Source organism: Shewanella sp. KT0246 (assembly GCF_019654955.1).
GTDB classification, from domain to species: Bacteria; Pseudomonadota; Gammaproteobacteria; order Enterobacterales; family Shewanellaceae; genus Shewanella; species Shewanella goraebulensis.
On sequence record NZ_BPEV01000002.1, the window covers coordinates 88581 to 108483 of the forward strand.

The 19903-nt window shown below is 42.5% G+C and carries 15 protein-coding genes; 3 read left to right on the top strand and 12 right to left on the bottom strand.

Features of this window, described 5'->3' with window-relative positions; genetic code table 11:
* Positions 1-16: 16 nt before the first annotated feature.
* The 4 genes from K5Q58_RS01485 to K5Q58_RS01500 all read right to left on the bottom strand — a co-directional run bounded on the left by K5Q58_RS01485 (position 17) and on the right by K5Q58_RS01500 (position 3689).
* Positions 17-724 (bottom strand): Type 1 glutamine amidotransferase-like domain-containing protein, encoded by a 708-nt coding sequence (locus K5Q58_RS01485; RefSeq protein ID WP_220751854.1) that lies wholly within the window; start codon positions 722-724, stop codon positions 17-19.
* 55 nt (positions 725-779) lie between these two features.
* Positions 780-1016: a hypothetical protein gene (locus K5Q58_RS01490; RefSeq protein ID WP_220751856.1), complete on the bottom strand. Its 237-nt coding sequence runs from the start codon at positions 1014-1016 to the stop codon at positions 780-782.
* Between the two features lie 550 nt (positions 1017-1566).
* A complete protein-coding gene (locus K5Q58_RS01495) occupies positions 1567-2484 on the bottom strand; it encodes an AraC family transcriptional regulator (protein ID WP_220751857.1) in 918 nt (305 codons plus the stop codon).
* Between the two features lie 32 nt (positions 2485-2516).
* Positions 2517-3689 carry a carboxylesterase gene (locus K5Q58_RS01500; RefSeq protein ID WP_220751859.1) on the bottom strand — a complete coding sequence of 391 codons (1173 nt, stop codon included), beginning with the start codon at positions 3687-3689 and terminating at the stop codon, positions 2517-2519.
* Between the two features lie 259 nt (positions 3690-3948).
* On the opposite strand from K5Q58_RS01500, the gene K5Q58_RS01505 reads away from it, so the two are divergent.
* On the top strand, positions 3949-4653 hold the full coding sequence (locus tag K5Q58_RS01505) for a fibrobacter succinogenes major paralogous domain-containing protein (RefSeq protein WP_220751861.1): 705 nt from the start codon (positions 3949-3951) through the stop codon (positions 4651-4653).
* Positions 4654-4724: 71 nt separating this feature from the next.
* Entirely contained in the window at positions 4725-5657 is a 933-nt protein-coding gene (locus K5Q58_RS01510; RefSeq protein WP_220751863.1) for an SDR family NAD(P)-dependent oxidoreductase, read from the top strand.
* 1098 nt (positions 5658-6755) lie between these two features.
* Here the strand turns inward: K5Q58_RS01510 and cobO are convergent.
* The 8 genes from cobO to K5Q58_RS01550 all read right to left on the bottom strand — a co-directional run bounded on the left by cobO (position 6756) and on the right by K5Q58_RS01550 (position 15000).
* The gene (gene cobO, locus K5Q58_RS01515) at positions 6756-7457 is read right to left on the bottom strand and encodes a cob(I)yrinic acid a,c-diamide adenosyltransferase (protein WP_220751865.1); all 702 of its coding nucleotides are present in this window, start codon (positions 7455-7457) and stop codon (positions 6756-6758) included.
* A complete protein-coding gene (locus K5Q58_RS01520; protein WP_259651201.1) occupies positions 7454-8995 on the bottom strand; it encodes a cobyric acid synthase in 1542 nt (513 codons plus the stop codon). The genes cobO and K5Q58_RS01520 overlap by 4 nt, the downstream gene beginning before the upstream one ends.
* A gap of 276 nt (positions 8996-9271) precedes the next feature.
* Positions 9272-9916, bottom strand: coding sequence for a bifunctional adenosylcobinamide kinase/adenosylcobinamide-phosphate guanylyltransferase (gene cobU, locus K5Q58_RS01525; protein WP_220751867.1), 645 nt, complete (start codon positions 9914-9916; stop codon positions 9272-9274).
* The gene (locus K5Q58_RS01530) at positions 9916-10728 is read right to left on the bottom strand and encodes an adenosylcobinamide-GDP ribazoletransferase (RefSeq protein WP_220751869.1); all 813 of its coding nucleotides are present in this window, start codon (positions 10726-10728) and stop codon (positions 9916-9918) included. The genes cobU and K5Q58_RS01530 overlap by 1 nt, the downstream gene beginning before the upstream one ends.
* A gap of 57 nt (positions 10729-10785) precedes the next feature.
* Positions 10786-11853 carry a nicotinate-nucleotide--dimethylbenzimidazole phosphoribosyltransferase gene (cobT, locus tag K5Q58_RS01535; RefSeq protein ID WP_374758469.1) on the bottom strand — a complete coding sequence of 356 codons (1068 nt, stop codon included), beginning with the start codon at positions 11851-11853 and terminating at the stop codon, positions 10786-10788.
* Between the two features lie 4 nt (positions 11854-11857).
* Positions 11858-12979, bottom strand: coding sequence for an iron ABC transporter permease (locus K5Q58_RS01540; RefSeq protein WP_220751873.1), 1122 nt, complete (start codon positions 12977-12979; stop codon positions 11858-11860).
* Positions 12976-13797 carry an ABC transporter ATP-binding protein gene (locus K5Q58_RS01545; RefSeq protein ID WP_220751875.1) on the bottom strand — a complete coding sequence of 274 codons (822 nt, stop codon included), beginning with the start codon at positions 13795-13797 and terminating at the stop codon, positions 12976-12978. The genes K5Q58_RS01540 and K5Q58_RS01545 overlap by 4 nt, the downstream gene beginning before the upstream one ends.
* 396 nt (positions 13798-14193) lie before the next feature.
* Positions 14194-15000, bottom strand: coding sequence for a histidine phosphatase family protein (locus tag K5Q58_RS01550; protein WP_220751877.1), 807 nt, complete (start codon positions 14998-15000; stop codon positions 14194-14196).
* A gap of 535 nt (positions 15001-15535) precedes the next feature.
* On the opposite strand from K5Q58_RS01550, the gene metH reads away from it, so the two are divergent.
* Entirely contained in the window at positions 15536-19252 is a 3717-nt protein-coding gene (gene metH / locus K5Q58_RS01555; protein WP_220751879.1) for a methionine synthase, read from the top strand.
* Positions 19253-19903: the final 651 nt, after the last annotated feature.

Genomic DNA, 19903 nt, shown 5'->3' on the forward strand with positions numbered 1-19903 from the left:
TTTTTGTATATCGGTATTAATTAGAATTAGTTCGCAATAGCTGCGGCTCACCAAAAAACTGCTGCTTGTTACCTAACACGGTTACCGCATCATTGTCGCTCAACAATAACAATTCATGCTCACTGCTCAGCTGAAACAGTTCAAATGTTGTTAAGTCTTTTATGGGGCTAGCCCCTGTAGAGTTAGTCACTGTAGAGTTAGTCACTATAGGTTTAGTCACTATGGGTTTAGTCACATGAGGCACTATGCAATAACTGACTAAGTTCAAACCTTTAGTATCGATTAAGCCCACATTATTTTCATCGCCACACAACACTGCAGAATCAATGCTTGGCGTCATTATCATCGCACCCGCACTTACGCCAACAATAGGTTTACCCTCATCAGCTAGGTATCGTAATACCTTATCTACTCCGCGATGTTTCAGCCAATGTAAAAACCGATAAGTATCTCCGCCAGACAGGTGCACCAATGAACTTTGCTTTAATGCTGTACTGGTACTCGGTTCAAAGCCCTGCTCAAGCTCAAGGTAAATAACCTCTTCAAACCCTAACGCTTGGTACATTTTCTTAATTGGCGCAAAATACTCACCGTGCGGATCTGGTTCAGAGGCAAGATACACCACAGGCTGCTGATGAAAGTCATTCGGCATATGCTTAATCAAGTGTGAAATTGCCGCTTCGGCGACGTGTGAGTCAGTACTGTTGAGTAAAACCAAATTCATTAAATATTAATATCCCTATCTTGTTTTGTCACAACCTAATGGCTTTATCGTAATCTTAGTCATTTGGTAATGCATCAAACTGTTTTCGTTTGTCGTCCATAAAGGCTTGCATAGCTGCAGGATCTTGCATTAAGTGCGACATCTCAGCCATCACCTTCATGTGAGCAGGCTCTTGCTGCTGAAACATCGCCATACCATGTAGCTTGCTTAACTGCGCCATGTCTTCAAATGTATCAGCCTTAAACCTCTCGTCGCAAGCACCACCGAGTTGTTTACAAGTCATTGTTTTCATCTGTCACTCCTTAACGACAACACCTTCACTTATTCTGAGTATTCAGCTTAGCATTAACTGAAAAAATAGATGGGTTGCTATCTCTTACCTAGCTAACTTTTGGACAATTGCGTGTTATATGTCTTTCTAAATTAGAACGATATTGATTAGTTTCAGTATTGCAAAACGTAACCTAACAGCGTTGAACGCGGTGCTGGTCACATGAAAGGAGGTGGTAAAAAATACGACCAGCCCTGATTAATGATGCTCTTGCCACAGAGAGCTTGCCCTAGCCCCTAGCCATTGAATCGTCGGGGGCAGTTGTTTGACTAGCAAACCTTCATTCCAGCAGTAATCGTTGATTTGAACCTTGTCTGACGCCAACAAGGTTGTGTGATTAGTCTATCAATTTGGGTTGCTTGTCACTACTTACCAGAAACAACAAGGTTAGAATCATTGAAAACACATCTGCTATCAGAGTGGCTAACCACACCTTGCTAGAGATTTCACTAAATTACCACTCAACGGATTAATTGAGTGTTTCACTTACCCTAGTACAACCTTAACATTGCTAGCCTGTTGCAGTTGGATCATTTCGATATTGCCGTGGGCTTACTCCTGTTTTTGCTTTAAAGAGCTTTGAAAAATGTTGTGGGTATTCAAAACCTAGCTCATAGGCTATTTGAGTAATGCTGTCATTGGTTTTCAAAATCAGACTCTTAGCTCGCTCAATTAAAAACAGATGAATATGCTCTAAAGCATTTTTACCTGTCTCTTTTTTCAGTAAATCACTTAAGTAGTAAGGCGACAAACCAATCTCTTTACCGCAGTATTGAACCGTAGGTATGCCTTCTTCAAAAGGTTTGTCGCTTTGGTAATATGAGTCTAAAAGCTGATTAAAGCGTCTTATGTAATCGTGATTTAAATCAGAACGCACAATAAATTGGCGGTCATAAAATCGAGTACAATACTTAAGTAACAATTCAAGATTCGAGGAGATCAACGATTGAGTATGCTTATCCATATTCATTTCGGCTTCATTTGCGATACTAGAAGCAATATCAGTGGCCATCACACGCTCACGTTCTGAAAGGTGTAAACCCTCGTTAGTCTGGTACTCGAAGAAAGAATAATCAGACATTTTGTTATAAAGGTCAGACCTTGCTATCAGTTTAGGGTGAAAGGCAATAGTCCAACCCAACGAATCTTCAAGTGGCTCCGTTGCTGCAATTAACACTTCTTGACCGGGAGCCATAAACGTCATCGTTCCTTTATCGAAATCATAGGTTGTATGACCATAGCCAACCGTGCAATGAGCGGAATCCTTCAAAGAAATTAAAAAGAGATCAAAACAGATTTTGACATCTTCCTTTACTCCCTGTTTGACCTGAGATGGTTTGAAAAAACTCACTAACGGATGAGTAGGAGCACCTAGCCCTAACGCAGCATGTAGGTCAGAAATTGAATTTATGTGCAGTGTGTTGGTCATTTGTCTACTCTCAAATAATTTATCTAATCGGCCTAAAGGACGACTGCTTTCATCGTTTTTTCCAATTCGGTGTAATAAGGGTTCCAAGTTAGTCGAGCATGAATACGATCAGCCTCAGTGTAACCCCATGCTGAAAACCAAGTTTGCTCCCCCTGATTGCACGCCTTTACAGCAGAAGAGCTCAAACTGTTTTCACAGATTATTTTTTCTCCATACTGTCCATAGTAGCTATTGCCGGGTGCAAATAAAGGGCTCATGTGAGAAGCTGTGCTAATTCTAAGATCATCTCTTTGCATTGAGTAGTATTCTACTTTTTTCGGCAGGTTAAATTCGGTGTTCTCCCCATACCAAACCAACTTACTTTTAGAGTGAGTAAAATGTTGATCAAAGTATTTATTTAGAGCATTCGCATCAATCACACTATCCGCCTCTGATATAACTAACATCACGGGAATATCCAGTTTTCGACCAGCGATTTTATTGCGGAACACCTTAGCACTTTCTGAATAAGCTAATGCACTGGCAAGAAGCCCAGAATTGTACTTAGCAAGGTTACTCTCTTCTGTGAACCAGCCTTCAGTAAAGATGGCTGCCAATGGCGTTAATTTTTCTAGTATTGGCGTCATCGTTTGAAACCCAGGTGAAAATAGCATTAAACCATCCACTCCCTGATTTTCTAATGCATGAATAGATACTAAGTTACCGCCCGTGGAGAAGCCTCCTAGCCAAACTTCATCGTATTGTTGTTTTAACTTCTGGGCATAATGATCAACCATTATTTGCCAATCTTGATAGTTCGCCATTTCCATGTGTCTAGGGTTACTGCCGTGACCTGGCAAAAGTACCACTTGCACATAAAAGCCCTGCTCAGCAAGAGAATCTGAAATATCAGTAAAACTAAAAGGCGAGTCACCAAGACCATGTGCAAGCAAGATCGCTTTTTCTGAGCTTGGATTCCCCTTAGTGTAAGGTGCGTTCATTGCTAACTCTATTGTGTGCTGCTCATGTTCAGTGATAAAAGCTCGATTTTCCTTTAACCACTCCGTTGTCGTTTCCACATATTGGTCAAAAGTCGGCTGTAAGTAATTGAAGTACTGCTTTGACTCATACATTGGTACACGGGAGATGTCGTTGCTGGAACAACCACCGATAATCATGAATAAAGTCGCTAAAATTAATATCAATGAAGATTTGTTCGCTTTCATTGCTAGGTGTTCCTCTGTAGGCCTTAGTTACAATGTATAAGGGAATTCTAATTGAAATATCCAACCGAAACTTATTCATATCTTAAAAAGTTATGAGCCTTTCAATAGAAAGAAACCCATTAAACTCTTGATTAAATTGGACTTACAAGCAAGCACCAATAATCGTGGAAATGTATAAGTTTATGAAAAGGTAAGCGGCTATAATTTCGACATCTTTACAGCAGCCTAAAGTACAAGGTTGATACTGAGGGACTCATTAATGAAAAAGTACATATTATCCATAGGGGTCTGCATGATTTCAGCAACAGCTTCATTAGCCAACGACATGAATAAAGAGCTATATCAACTAGAGGACACGGTTCAAGATGTAGAAGAAAATAGCTACCGTACCGTCACAATAGGCGATCAAACTTGGTTAGCTGAAGGGCTTAGAAGTACAACATTTCAAGACGGCTCTGCGGTAAGAACAGGGGTAATCCCTGAAGATGAACCAGATAACCTATTGAAGTATGGCAGGCTATACGATTGGCATGATGTCTCTGATGAGCGAAAGCTTTGCCCTGTGGGTTGGCGCGTAGCAACCGATGATGATTGGAAGCAATTAGAGCGCAATATAGGCATGTCCGAAGAAGAAATTAACCAAAATGGTTGGCGTGGAGGTGAGCAAAACATTGGCGTACAACTGAAAGAATCCCAAAACGATGGTCTGTTTAAAGAATTCGATCCATCAATAGTAAATAAACATCGATTTTTTGCACGACCTGCCGGAGTGAAGTGGAATGGATTCTACATCACTCAAGGTGCTTACACTGAATTTTGGACAGCTAGTGCTTCAACTGACAATAAAGCGATTATACGAACCCTTGCTTACTCTTGGTGGAATGCTCATAAAGGCGAGATCCGCCGAGCGACAAGCACCAAGGACTACATGTTTTCTGTTCGTTGCGTAAAAATTGAAGACTGATTTTTAGAACGTCGTAACAATTAATTCATGGCCTTGCGCCGCCTTTACACTTTTTAATAATGGTAAACACTATGAACTATTCATCAGTTTTAATTACAGGTGCAAACTCAGGACTTGGGTTTGAAGCAGCACGACAATTCGCTGAAAAAGACAGCATTTCGAGAATCGTATTGGCATGCCGAGATAAAAAACGCGCTGAAGAGGCGCTTCACCAATTAGAAGATTCAACAGGTAAGGATATTTTTGAGATTTTACTTGTTGATGTTGGCGACGTCGAATCATGCCGTCAAGCAGTCGATAACCTTGATACGCCAGTGGATGCCATTATCTTAAACGCAGGAGGTGGCGGAGGAACAACCCCAACTCAGCTAACTAAAGATGGCGTAATGTTTATATTTGCGATCAATGTTTTAGGACATGTTCAATTTACCAATCACCTGATTAAAAAAAATAAACTCTCAACTGGTGGTTCAGTTATGTACGTCGCAAGCTTTGCCGCAAGAGGTGCCCCTGAAGTTCGGGCAGGTCGTCCTCCAATTCAAAAGGGGTCAATTGAAGAGTGGACGAGCGTGGTTAATGGTGAAAAATTTGCTGAAAACAAAAACTATACGGATATTTATGGTTCGGTGAAACTCATGGGCGCATTATGGACGATGAGCATGGCGCGAGAGCATACAGATAAAAGATTTATCACGGTTGATCCAGGTATGGCTCGTGGCACTTCTGGTACGGCGTCACTACCTTGGCACCAAAAGTGGGTCATGGATTCCGCTATGTGGGTGATGCAGAAGCTTGGAAAGGCACACTCTGTAGATGTTGGTGCTAAACGTTATGTCGATGTGCTATTAAACAGCGATGAATTTAAGACAGGCGCTTGGTGGGGAAGTAAGAAAGGGCTGACAGGTGCACTGGCGAATCAGGTAGACCACTGGCCTGAAATTATAGGTAGCCAATCAGCACAAAACAACGCTAACACTGTCATCAATCAATTTCTAACAGTTTAGTACCGATGTTGTCCATGACGTGTGCACCGAAGATGTAAAACCGAATAAATGCATCTGTATAGCTATCGACTTGATAGAACCTTTTGCAGGCATAGTACTATGAATGAGACAAATGAGGTCGTTCTTGCTAGTTACCACTCATTAGTTTTCTATATTAAAGAGACTTGAACATAATTTTGCGGACTTGAAGCGTAAACCATAACGGTGCATAAACGTGTTATAACCACTAACTTTTCACTTCATTTATATTGGGTTGGTTAAAGAAGATCACTACTTCAATCTAATCCATTGCCTGCCGCTGGGATGTACAAGACGAACGAAATGTCGCGATCACATGGTCAATGATGTTCCATACATCATAAAGACATTTACCATATCCCTATGGTTCAGATGTGAAAGAGCTACCTTATGTGCAGATACAACTGCGAGACGCTGCATTCTTTATTTAAAGCAGGGTCCCTGTAAGCTCTGTCAAAACATCCATGTTTTTGAAGCTCGCTGCTGCATCTACACTGGGATTATTACTTCTTCGATTTGGCTTTATTTGTGTATCCAGTAGGCTTGAGAGCATCACAAGAGAATCGCGTGAGTCCTGACATGGCCTTTCTCGCACATCCATGTGCTTTAAGGCATTTAGTGCATCCTGCACTTAAGATTCTGGCTAGTTTTCGAGGCGAAGGGACGCCCCCATCGGAAGCGTTAGTGATTTTTGAAGATGATCGAAGCGGAATACAAACGAAGTTTAAAGCTGGATGATTCTCCGTTGGAAATTTTGCTGTTTAAATTTCGCCGGAGCTGCTGGGGAGATGCAAGAGGGGTGAGCAGTTTCACCTTTCTTGCTCTGGTGTGGGCGAAGCGCCACGACGTTAATCCAAACGGAGTTTGGAAATCCAGTGTGAAATCCACATGTCTAAACCTGATTCTTACTAAGTACCATGACGTAGAGTTTTCAAAATAGTAAACAAGGAAAGGGGCAAAAATGAGTCAGCGTTGAAGCCGCTGACTCGAAGTTTAATATTTCTTTGTTAGAAATTCGCTAAAGCTTAGTTAGGCTTGAAAAACAAACTCTAAACATAAGCTCTAAGCACAAGCATTAGATTAATAATCAAATCCGAGCTGCGCTTTCACGCCATCATTAAAAGCATGTTTGATGGGTTGTACTTCACTGACGGTATCTGCAAGCTCTACTATTTCTCGATGACAAGCGCGGCCAGTAATAATGACATGTTGCATTGGTGGACGGTTTTTAAGGGCTTCGATAACCCGCTCTAATGCAATGTATTTATAGGTCACCATGTAAGTTAGCTCATCTAATAACACTAAGTTAAGCGAATCATCTTTGAGTAACTTCTCGGCATCCTGCCAAGCTGATTCAGCAGCTGCAACGTCTTTTTCACGGTCTTGAGTTTCCCAAGTAAAACCAGTACCCATCACGTAAAAATCAACGCCGACTTTTTCAAGTAGGTTACGTTCACCACATTCCCAGCCGCCTTTGATAAACTGCACAACCGCCGCTTTTTGACCATGACCTACACAGCGAGTTACTGCACCAAACCCTGAAGTTGATTTGCCCTTACCGTTGCCTGTCAACACCAATAAAATGCCTTTCTCTTCTTGAGCTGCTGCAATTTTAGCATCGACACCTTCTTTGAGCTTTTGTTGGCGCGCTTTATGACGCTCAGCTTTGGTGTCTGAGGTTGTCGCTTCGTTGGCGTCTATTTGTGTGGTTTCATTTTCGTGAGCGCTATTTTTAGTGTCATTATTAGCACCATTGTTAGCGTTGCTATCAGACTGTGTCATGCAAGACTTCCTGTTAGTTTGTCCATATCTAAATGCGCTTCAAGCACATCGGCTAATCGTTCAAGTTGTTGCTCTCTAAGTTGATTAATATCGATGGCATCAACATATTGTATACCTGCCCAGTTCAATATTAACTGGCAAGCTTGTGGGCTATCAAATAGGCCATGAACATAAGTGCCTAAAATCTGATTATCTGCAGTGATAAAACCTTCGGCAAATTCACTAGTGGCTTGGTCACTTTTAATCATAGTTTCAGCGCTATTTAGGACATGGTGACGAAGCGTCAAAGGCTGAGGTAAGCGTGTTTCGGGGCGATTAAATTGTGTTTCGCCGCAATGGATTTCATATCCAGCCACTTGAGCTTGCTGATTGTTAAGAGAAATCACCCCTTGCACTTGTTGAAGCCGCTTATCATCCGTTAGCAATGTTTCGGTATCAATCAATCCTAAGCCTTTGGATGAACCTGCGTTGTCTTCAACTCCATTGGGGTCGTGTATGGCGTTACCTAACATTTGATACCCCCCACAAATACCAATCACTTTACCGCCATAGCGAAGGTGTCGACTCAGTTCAATATCCCAGCCTTGCTCGCGCATAAATGCTAGATCAGCCCTGACATTTTTACTGCCTGGCAGAATAATCACATCAGCTTGAGGGAAAGCGGCGTTCGCGGCTTGAGTTTGCATACTGACATAATTGAACTCCACATTAGGATTAAGCCTTAATGGATCGAAGTCAGTGTGGTTGCTGATACGCGGAAATACCAATACTAATACTTTTAGTTTTTCTGTCTTAGTTTGCGCTACTGTTTGCGGGCTATCCACCAGCGCATCTTCCGCATCAAGGTGTAAATCATGTAAGTAAGGCAGCACTCCTAACACAGGTTTATTAGTATAGTTTTCAAGCCAGTCGATGCCCGGCTGCAATAAACTAATATCACCTCGAAAACGATTAATCACAAAGCCTTTTACGCGGTTTTGCTCTGATACACTGAGTAGAGCTAACGTGCCGACCAAATGAGCAAACACGCCGCCTTTATCAATGTCGGCAATAATGATCACTGGGCAACCTACCGCTTCAGCAAAGCCCATATTGGCAATATCACCTTCACGTAGGTTTATCTCGGCAGGACTGCCAGCACCTTCAATAATGACCATTTCATATTGCGCAGTTAAGCGCTCAAAAGATTGCAGTACTGCATTCATGGCAACGGACTTGTAGTTCTGGCTTTCGGGTCCAAAAAAAGCTTGCGCCTCAAGTGTGGTTAACGCTTTGCCATGAATAATAACTTGCGAGCCAGTATCTGAACTTGGCTTTAATAAAACAGGGTTAAAGTCAGTATGAGGTTCAAGCTTACATCCTACTGCTTGTAAGGCTTGGGCGCGGCCAATTTCACCACCATCACTGGTTACAGCACTATTGAGCGCCATATTTTGTGGTTTAAATGGTGCAACCTTGATTGCTTTTCTGGCAAATAAACGACACAAACCAGCGACTAGGGTGCTTTTACCCGCATCAGATGTGGTGCCTTGCACCATCAAGGTTTTAGCATCGCCAGCTTGATAAACGTGTTTAATGACGGATTTAGTGGCGAAATTAGAATCGGAATTAGGATCTGAATTAGGATCTGAATTAGGATCTGAATTAGTATCGTGCTTTATCTCAGCAGCACTTTTCACAACAGTATTTTTCACAACTGCATTTTTCATTGCAGGAATTAAATTATCTTGATTGCTCATTAACGCCAATCACCCTTAAGCTTGAATAGGTATATGAAAATGGATTTAATAAACCACAGTACAAAACTGAGTGATTTACTTAAGCGCTAAAGGCAAGCCTGCAATCACTAAAGTGACTTTATCAGCTTGTTTCGCAATAGCTTGATTGAGCCAACCTGCCTCATCAGCAAAACGTCGAGTGAGCTCACCTAATGGCACTATGCCAGAGCCGACTTCGTTACTGATAAAAATAATCTGCCCTTTAAGATTTGGTAAGCATAAAAGCAGGGCTTGTTTTTGTTGTTGCCACAAATCGTCGACGCCATTGCGATGAGTTTCTTCACTGGCAATTAAATGGTTGGTTAAATACAGGGTTAAGCAGTCAACCAAAATGACTGTATCATCGGCGCTTTGCTCTATTAAAGTTGAGGCTAAGGCAAGTGGAGTTTCAATTAGCTCCCAACTTATATTCGCGTCTACTCTATCTTGTTTATGCTTTGCGATGCGCTGGCTCATTTCCTCATCTAAGGCGGTGGCCGTAGCAATATAAACGCAACGAATGCTTGCCTTAGAATCTTTTTCAACATGCTGTTCGGCACTGTTCTCGACATTATTTTCGCCATAGTGCTCAACAGATTGCTTGAGATGCTTTGCAATCTGCTCTGCAGCATAATTTTCAACAAGCGACTCGCCATAACGACTTTTGCCAGAACGAGCTCCGCCTAAAACAAGATGGATCATTAATTCAAACCTATGGTTAAAAAGATGCAATAACACATCAGTTCACTAATTTGTTGTGCTGCCCCTAAAGTGTCACCTGTATAGCCACCAATTTGGCGATTGAATCCCCAAATCAATAATTGCCTTAACGCGACCAAAGCCAGTAATAAGACAAATGCGACAAGCCCATTTAAGCAGGCTAAAACAGCAAAGCCACTCAAGCATAAGATCAATAAGTCATTGATATGTTGGTGCTGAGCTAAAGGCTTAGATTTACTGCCGTCATCTTCAGTGACATATTGCTCAGAAAAAATCATACTCGCCGCAACAACTCGACTTAAAGGATGCGATACTATCAAGGCTATTGCTGCTTTTAATGGGCTATAAAGTGCAATTTCAACCAATAGTTGCCACTTTAATAGTAAGGTTAATCCCACCGCTAAGGTGCCATAAGTACCAATGCGAGAATCTTTCATGATTTTCAATTTATCTGCGACTTTCCAGCCACCACCAAAACCGTCGGCGGTGTCAGCTAAACCATCTTCATGAAAGCCACCAGTTATTAATACGCCAGTGATAATGGCTAAGATCACTGCCACACTGTTGGGGAAAATAAACTGAGTTAACCAAAATACCAAAGCACTAGCAGCGCCAACAATAACTCCAACAACGCCAAAATAGCGACTGGCTTTATTAAGTTTATCGCTATCAAATTCAACCCAAGCAGGAATTGGGATCCGCGTAAAAAAACTAACCGCGATTAACAGCAGGTTTAACTGTTTTCTGAGCCAGCCCAGATTTAAAAATGCGCCAGTTTGCGGATCATGAGACATGTGTTAATCCTTGATGAGTTTACTTATCGCTAGCGGGTAAGCTTAAAAATGTTATTTCTAAACCACATTGCTCACACCAGCATTTTCAAAGCTGGCCATTTCATTGTAGAAATTTACCGAAGCTTCAATAATCGGCAGTGCAAGCGCTGCGCCTGTGCCCTCACCTAGTCTTAAACCAAGTGATAGAACTGGCTTGGCATCTAATGCTTCAAGCATTTTTACATGGCCTTGCTCATCAGACTGATGAGCAAAAATCAAATATCCACGTGCATCTGGGTGCAATGCAACGGCAGCTAAAGCGGCAGCAGTTGCAATAAAGCCATCAATCACCACTAACATTCTTTTCTCGGCAGCAGCTAAAATTGCACCGGTCATTTGCACAATTTCAAAGCCCCCCAAACACGCCAAGATATTTACTGGATCATTGAGTTTACTTCGATGTAAGTTCATCGCTACGGTTAATAATTCAGTTTTCAACGCAAAAGCTTCATCGTTAATACCAGTGCCGCGGCCAACGCAGTCTTTCACATCAAGCTTTAATAATGCAGCCATAACAGCAGCGGCTGAAGACGTATTACCAATCCCCATCTCGCCAAGGGCAATTAAATTACAGCCAGAGTCATAATGACGTTGCACCACTTCATTGGCATAACTAAAACCATCTTTAACCGACAATAAACTCATGGCAGGCTTTTGGTGAATAGCTTGTGTGCCTGAACCCAATCGATGATTAGTGACACTTGGATGATCGCTTGGAGTTAACATTCCGCAGTCAATCACTTCAAGGTTTAAGCCCATTTGACGACAAAAGACATTAATTGCCGCACCGCCAGATGCAAAGTTTGCCACCATTTGTTTGGTAACTTCACTTGGTGCGATAGACACACCGTGAGCAGCAATTCCATGGTCACCAGCAAATACCAACATGGCAGGCTGCTTAATAAACAATTTGTGTCTGCCATTAAATTGTTTAGCAAACTGCACTTTAGCAATTTGCGTTGCCAGTGTTTCTAATAGGCCTAAAGCCCCTAGAGGCTTAGTTTTTTGGTTTATTTTATGTTGGATCTGTTCATCGATATGATGGTTAATAGGATCTACTGCAAACATTTTTATACTCCAAAACAGCGTCTTATCGACGATGGCGTAAAACAAATAAGAAGAACACACTACCAATTGCAGCTGTGATTATCCCCACTGGTAATTCTTGATTGGCAAGTAAACAACGGGCGAGTACATCAATCCACACCATAAATAATCCACCGACGAGTGCGGTGGTTAAAATGGGTTGTTGCCCAGGAAACAGTAACCTTACGGTATGAGGGATCATTAGCCCCACAAAGCCAATACCGCCACAACTTGCGACTAATACCGCAGTAATTAACGAGCACAAAATTAACATATATAAACGTAATTTCGAGACGTTAACACCTAAGGAATGTGCAGTTTCATCTCCTGCTTGTATGGCGATAACTTGACGCTTAAATGCCAGAATAATCAATATACTACTGCTTACGACTACAGCAGGTATAACCAGCCCTTGCCAGCTCGCTTTCGCAAAACTGCCTAGACTCCAAAACAATACAGATGCCGCCGCTTGAGGGCTTGAAAAATACAAGACTAAACTGGTGAGCGCACCAAACATAAATGAAGTTGCCACCCCAGATAACAGCATTCTCTCCACTTGGCTTGCGCGGCCAAAGCCCGATAATGACAATACCAGCAATACCGAGAAGCACGCCCCGATAAAGGCGCCAACAGGTAAACTTAAGGAAGACCAAGACCACCAAGCATCATTATTAAACCAGCCTGAACGCAAAATGGCGTCGGCCAAATGACTGCCTGACTTAGCAAGCCATTGCTGCACTAATCCTTGGCTACCAAAAAAGCTCAACACTAAAACAGCGCCAAAAGAGGCACCAGAACTTATACCAAATAAATAGGGATCTGCTAATGGATTTCGGGTGACAGTTTGCAACACACTGCCCGCTAACGCTAAACCTGCACCGGCGATAAAGGCCAGCATTATCCGTGGTAAGCGCAGTTCAAACACAATTCGCTGAGTTATCGCACTCGTGCCGTCAGAGTTTATTGGGTCTACGCCCAAAATAGATGAAGTAAACAAACTGAACACTTGCTCGAAACTAATATTAGCTGCACCGAAACTCGCAGCGGCTATAGGGGTTATCAGGGTTAATAAAGCCGTTGTCACTATCAACGCTTTATATTTTATGGATGAGGCTGCCAATGTCATGAACCATTCTCCATGTCATGGGAATGTTCGCTTTGATAGCCATAAAAATAAGTAATCAAAGGCTTACCATGTTGAGGATGTTTAGATACCTGACAGCAAACACCAAAAACATCACCGATTATCGCTTCGGTTAACACCTCATCAGGTAACCCCTGCGCCACGCATTGGCCTTTATCTAATAGCAACAAACGGTCACATACCGCACTAGCCAAATTCAGATCATGAATCGAGGTAATAACGCTAATACCTAATTGCCTCACTAACTCTAATATTTGAATTTGATAACGAATATCCAAATGATTTGTCGGCTCATCAAGGATCAATAGTTGCGGCTGTTGCACAATAGCGCGCGCAATTAACGCCCGCTGTTTTTCACCACCCGATAACTGTTCATATTGTTGTTTGGCTTTTAGTTGCAACCCCACCTTTTCAAGTGCATCGACAATATGACGTTTGTCTGCTTGGGAGTCTGATTCGAACAAGCCTTTATGGGGCGTTAACCCCATAGCAACAATTTGCTCAGTAGTCATTTCAAAATAATGCGGTGTTTCTTGCTGGACCACTGCCACTTTGGTAGCGAGTTGCTTTTGAGTAAAGTCGCTAATATTTTGCCCAAACAACTTAACTTGGCCTTGTTCTGGGGTTATATAACGATAGAAACAACGCAGTAAGCTAGATTTACCTGCGCCATTAGGCCCAATAAGCCCGAGCATTTCACCTTGTTGTAAGGCAAAGTTCACCCGAGAGAGGATTTGATTATCATCAACAGACCAGCTGAGATGTTCAACGCTTAACGCTGAAGAAAGTTTTGAGCTCATAGATTAATCGCCTTAGCCATTAAATATGCAGCTCTGCCCGTTAAGAGGGACGTACTTATTAAAAACATTCACACTCCGCCTGAGTCACCCGCACAGGTTGTATAACGCTGATTACAGCTAGAAAAATAGCGCTAGGTATCTGACTTTATGAAATAACACGCTGTTTAAGCTAAGTGTATTTCACATTACAGTTGCGGGTACAGTTCATGCTAATCATCGTAAGTGAACTTACGTGAACCATGATTCCCTATTCATTTGCTGCGAGTTAATACAGATAGATTTTAGCAACAAATTAACGCAATTTTGTTTGTATAAATAACCTGATTTCAGGCTGACAATCTTATCGCACTATTGTACGACATATCTCACTGAGTTAATGACCTTTTAAGTAACTTTTTAACTTGGCCAATTCAGACGATACACTGGTTTAACTTTGTCGCTAGCTACTTTTTTATCAGCATTAACACTATTACCATCAATGCTGTTATGACTTAATGATTGAGCTTCAGGCCAATACACATCAATGACCACACTAGCAGCATAATCAATGGCTAATTGCGCATATAGGCCTTTGCAGCGCTCAAGACCAAGTATATGACCAATAATATGCCTTATCACGCCACCATGGGTGACGATTAACGCTGTAGCGATATTCTCTTGCGAGAGCTTAATCGACTCTTGCTGCTTTTGATTCAGCAACAACTTAGACTCCAGCTGCTGAGTCACTTCAGTAAGTCCGCTTGTGACTCTGGCTTCAAATTCCGTCATTGGCTCACCCTTAGGCGGCGTATTTCCCCACGGATTGTCCCAGTATAAATCTAACGCCTTCGGATCATTTTGATATAAAGCATCAAAGGTTTGCCCATCCCAATCACCAAAATCAATTTCTTGAAACTCTGGCATGAGCTTTATTTCCACGGGGGTTACAGTAGTTGATTTAGCAACTTGCTCAGATAAGTTAAGCGCGAACAAACCTGACTGATTAATGTCAGCGACCGTTTCTTCGGCAAATTGACGACAGCGCAATAAAGGTGAGCTATAGATTGAAAGAGAAGGAGCTTGGCGAACCAAATCCAGATTTTTAAGAGCAGTTTCCATATTCGCCCAACCTAGCGGCGATAAGGTAACATCTGTTTTTCCCCGTAGAATATTACCGCCCTCGCACTGACCATGGCGAAGTAATATCAATTTGGCCTGTTTCATCTTAACGACTCACCTTTTCAAACATTCTCTTGGAAACACTTAACGTTAAGCATTAGCTATAAGTAATAGCTGTAAGTATTAGCTCGCTGTATTGTTCTCACAGCATTAGCTATCAGCAATAGCAGTAACTATTGCAACCAAAGTGACAAGAAAAATCACTATTATCATCAGCAGCTTGCCGACATTTCACCTTCGTAATAATACAGTCTACTTGGTAAAATCAGCGATTATAAAGATTTCAAAGACACAGAATTCAAATTTGTAGTCCGCTTACTTCTGTTATGCCCTTGCTCTTACAATCTATTTAAACGTATTATGGACGTCTATACGTTTAAATGTCCAAACAAATATCTAATCCATCATAAAGATAAGATTAGAGATGAGATTGAGGCTGAATATTTTTGCAGGGATTTTCATTATAAGCCGCCTTTTATTTACCAAATAAAGGTATGCTATTTTTATTAATCGCACTGCTTCATCACTCAATTGATTGGCCAATAGCACCAATTAAATATTGCAATAAAGGTAATCCGATATGACGAAGTCGACTTCCTACAGTCAGGTTCTAGAACAACTTACCAATACGCTAAATGAACGTATTGTGATTCTTGATGGCGCTATGGGCACCATGATCCAAGACTACAAATTGGAAGAAGCAGATTACCGCGGTGAACGTTTTAAAGATTGGCATTGCGATGTTAAAGGTAACAATGACATGTTGGTGTTAAGCCAACGTCAAATTATTAAGGACATTCATACCAAGTACATGCTGTCTGGCGCCGATATTATCGAAACCAATACCTTTAACGCCACCACTATCGCTATGGCCGATTACGACATGCAATCGTTATCTGCCGAAATTAATCTTGAAGGTGCTCGCGTTGCCCGTGAAGCTGCTGATGAAGTGGCTGCACAAACGGGTAGCCCACGTTATGTTGCCGGTGTTTTGGGCCCAACCAACCGTACTTGTTCAATTAGCCCTGATGTAAATGATCCCAGTTTTCGTAATGTTAGCTTTGATGAGTTAGTTGATGCCTATGTTGAGTCTACTAATGCGTTAATCGAAGGCGGCGCAGATATCATTATGGTTGAAACCATCTTTGATACCCTTAACGCTAAAGCCGCTTTATTTGCTATCGAAAAAGTCTTTGATGACTTGGGCGATCGCCTACCCGTGATGATTTCTGGCACCATTACCGATGCCTCTGGCCGAACCCTTACCGGACAAACTACCGAAGGTTTTTACAACTCACTACGTCACATTAAACCGCTGTCGATTGGCCTTAACTGTGCGTTAGGTCCAAAAGAGCTGCGTCCATACGTTGAAGAATTATCACGTATCTCAGAATGTTTTGTTTCTGCTCACCCTAACGCAGGCCTGCCAAACGAATTTGGTGGCTATGATGAAACTCCTGAAGAAATGGCTGAAGTCATTAGCGAGTGGGCGCGCGAAGGCATGCTTAATATCGTTGGTGGCTGTTGTGGTAGTACACCAGATCATATCAATACCATTCGCGAATCAGTGATTAATCACCAACCTCGTCAAATTCCTGATATTCCAGTGGCTTGTCGCCTTTCAGGATTAGAGCCATTAACCATTGATGGCGACTCGTTGTTTGTTAACGTCGGCGAACGCGCTAACGTGACAGGTTCTGCCAAGTTCCTTAGATTAATCAAAGAAGAGAAATTTGAAGAAGCACTAGATGTGGTGCGCGAGCAAGTCGAAAACGGCGCCCAAATCATCGACGTCAACATGGATGAAGGCATGCTCGATGGCGCTGAGTCGATGAAAAAGTTTTTGAACTTAATCGCCTCAGAGCCTGATATCTCACGTGTGCCTATCATGATTGACTCATCAAAATGGGACGTGATTGAAGCTGGCCTTAAGTGCGTTCAAGGTAAGTCCATCGTTAACTCAATTTCGATGAAAGAAGGTGAAGAAGCCTTTATTAAGCAAGCGACTTTAGTTAAACGCTATGGCGCTGCAGCCATTGTGATGGCGTTTGATGAAGACGGCCAAGCCGACACTCGTGCCCGTAAAACCGAGATTTGTACTCGCGCATACCGAGTGCTTGTTGATGTTGTCGGCTTTCCACCAGAAGACATTATTTTCGACCCCAATATTTTTGCCATTGCTACAGGTATTGATGAACATGATAACTATGCCGTCGACTTTATTGAATCGATTAAAGACATCAAATCAACGCTACCCTATGCAATGATTTCAGGTGGTGTGTCTAACGTATCGTTCTCGTTCCGTGGCAATAACCCTGTACGTGAAGCCATTCATGCGGTGTTTTTATATCATGCGATTCAAGCTGGTATGGACATGGGTATTGTTAACGCTGGGCAATTGGCGATTTATGACGATATCGACCCAGAGCTTAAAGAAAAAGTTGAGAACGTGGTTCAAAACTTACCTTGTCCAGTTGCAGATTCAACCAATACTGAGCAGCTGCTTGATGTTGCTGAGAAATTCCGCGGCGACGGCAAGCAAGCCGCTAAAAAAGAAGATTTAGCATGGCGCAGCTGGCCAGTAGAAGAACGTTTATCCCACGCGCTGGTAAAAGGTATTACAGAATTTATTGATGACGATACCGAAGAAGCAAGGCTGCAAGCCACTCGCCCATTAGATGTGATTGAAGGGCCATTAATGAATGGCATGAACGTGGTTGGCGACTTATTTGGCGCTGGTAAAATGTTTTTGCCACAAGTGGTTAAATCAGCCCGAGTCATGAAAAAAGCCGTGGCTTACCTTAATCCATACATTGAAGCCGAAAAAGTAGAAGGCCAGTCTAATGGCCGTATTTTGATGGTCACGGTAAAAGGCGATGTGCATGATATCGGCAAAAACATCGTCGGCGTCGTACTTGCTTGTAACGGTTATGAAGTGGTTGATTTAGGTGTCATGGTCGCCGTTGATAAAATCCTTGAAGCGGTAAAAGAGCACGATATCGATATTATCGGTATGTCAGGCCTTATCACGCCAAGCCTTGATGAAATGGTACATAACGTGAAAACTTTCCACCGTGAAGGTTTAACCATTCCAGCCATTATTGGCGGTGCAACTTGTTCAAAAATTCACACCGCGGTGAAAATTGCGCCCCATTATCCCCATGGCGCCATTTATATTGCCGATGCCTCACGCGCAGTACCTATGGTGTCAAAATTAATTAATAACGACACCCGCCAAGCCACTATCGATGAAGCTTATGCCGAATACGATGTGATGCGTGAAAAACGTTTATCGCAAACCAAACGTAAAACCATCGTGCCTATTGAAGCGGCTCGCGAAAATCGCTGTAAACACGATTGGGACAATTACACCCCATTTAAACCGAACAAACTTGGCCGCCAAGTGTTTGATGACTATCCATTAGAAGACCTAGTGGATCGTATCGACTGGACACCGTTTTTCAGAAGCTGGGAATTACACGGTCGTTTTCCTGATATTTTAGATGACAAAGTCGTCGGTGAAGAAGCCCGTAAACTCTACGCTGACGGTAAAGCCATGCTAAAAACCATCATCAGTGAAAAGTGGCTAACCGCTAAAGCGGTAATGGGACTCTTCCCTGCTAACACTGTTAATCACGATGATATTGAAATTTATACTGATGAAAGCCGCAACAGCGTTGAAATGACCACCCATCACCTGCGCATGCAGTTAGAGCGTGTAGGCAATGACAACTTCTGTTTATCAGACTTTGTTGCGCCAAAAGACTCAGGTGTAGCCGATTACATGGGCGGCTTTGCGGTCACAGCAGGTCATGGTATTGATGAGCATGTCGAGCGCTTTGAAGCCAACCATGATGACTACAACGCTATTATGCTTAAATGCCTTGCAGATCGATTAGCCGAAGCGTTTGCCGAGCGCATGCATGAACGCGTACGTAAAGAGTTTTGGGGCTATGCGGCAGATGAAGTGTTAGATAACGAAGCGCTTATTCGTGAAAAATACAAAGGCATTCGCCCAGCCCCTGGTTACCCAGCCTGTCCTGATCATACTGAAAAAGGTTTATTGTGGGATTTGCTCAAGCCAGATGAAACCATCGGCTTAAACATCACCGAAAGCTATGCCATGTTCCCAACTGCAGCGGTATCTGGCTGGTACTTTGCCCACCCGAAATCACGCTACTTTGGTGTCACTAATGTAGGTAAAGATCAGGTCGAAGATTATGCTGCTCGTAAGGGAATGAGCTTGGCAGAAACGGAAAGATGGTTGGCACCGGTTTTAGACTATGACCCTGAGTAAGAGCGATCCAGAGTAAGGAGTGATGTTGAGTAATCACTAGGTTACTCTTTGGGGTTCCAAACTTCGTTTGGATGATGGCGCTGCCATTTCAGCCTAACGGCTGATTAAGGTCGTGGCGCTTCGCCCACACCAGACGAAAGGGAAACAACAGCATTTCCCTTTTCGATATCCCTTGCCGCCCCTACGAAATTGCTCTTAAAAGCGAGCAAACCTCATACTTATTCGAATATAGCTAACGCTTTAGAAAGGCCATCCATGGCCAACTAAAGCTAGCCTGACGTCCTGTCAGGCTTACGCTATTTTCTTCAACGTTTTTCAGCAATTTCAATGGGGATTATCTAGTCTGCAACTTCGTTTGTAATTCCATAATCTCACTATAAGTGCAATGAAACCTTGATTAATGACTCTTTTGGCCTTCTTTAAGTACTCAATTTGAATTGAGGTAAGCAAGAAAATTACGTGAGTCTGGCCATGGATGGCCAGCTAGCTTTCGAGGGGAAGGGACGCCCCATCGGAAGCGTTAGTGATTTTTGTAGCTTAGTGAAGCGGACTCAATATATAGGCTAAAGCTGAATGATTCTCCGTTGGAAATTTTGCTGTTTAAATTTCGCCGGAGCTGCGGGGTGTTCTAAGAGGGAGTCGCAGTTCACT